Annotated in this window: 2 pseudogenes; both read right to left on the bottom strand. The window is 42.2% G+C overall.

Annotated features, from left to right (window positions below):
• A pseudogene (locus ACFILA_RS09690) lies at positions 1-460 on the bottom strand (phage tail protein); the annotation flags it as partial.
• Between the two features lie 8 nt (positions 461-468).
• Positions 469-809, bottom strand: a pseudogene (locus tag ACFILA_RS09685) (phage tail protein); the annotation flags it as partial.

Genomic DNA, 809 nt, shown 5'->3' with positions numbered 1-809 from the left:
CTTGTGATAAAGAGAGAGGCGTAGGATTTAAAACATGCCAAGCATGATCCCTATAAACCAAGCTATAAATGCACCCCCTTTGAAGCTCACCTCCAGATAATGCACGAATGCCTAATTCCGTCGCCTTATAAACAGGTTTAGCGGCTAAATCATTCAAGGCAATTGCGGTTTCCCCAACATTCTTACCCTTCGCTTTAAAACAAACTGATATCCCATTCTTATACTCTAAAAATTGCGATTTGCTTTGAAGTCTTATCAACGTCGTCTGTTGTTCAGCATCAACCGTAAAAGTGCTTTCAATCACACCACTCGTATCGGATAAATATTCACGCACACGCTGCATCATCACACGAGCACTATTATTCAGACTACTAGGACGTTGTCCTTTTGACCAATCTATTAAATCATCACAATAGGCATTCAAGGAGGCATTTAAAGACCAATCATAGATCGTCGACATCTTACACCTCATGTCTTAATCGCAAACAGAACACTCACATTAACTGGACGCGTCTCGCCTTCACCAGTGCTCTCCAAAACAACCTCTTGGTTCTCATCAAGAGTATAAGGACTTGCAACGTGACTCCTTAAATTCTCACGCTCTATACCCATAAAATTCGCTAGAGAGCTTCCCCCAAACAAGCCTAGACGATAGCCCAATACATCTGTCGTATTCCCATCCCAAAAGTTTTCGTTGCTGGTAAAATGAGACATCGAAAGGCTCTGTCCTTGATGTTGATGCGACTCGATTAAATCTGTTTGCACACTTGCAAAAGAACGCCCTTCATCAATATTGCGCCCTCCATCAA

Source organism: Bartonella sp. CL71SXKL (genome assembly GCF_042194935.1).
GTDB lineage: Bacteria > Pseudomonadota > Alphaproteobacteria > Rhizobiales > Rhizobiaceae > Bartonella.
Note: the sequence above shows the minus strand (reverse complement) of the source record. Positions and strands in the feature narration are given on the sequence as shown.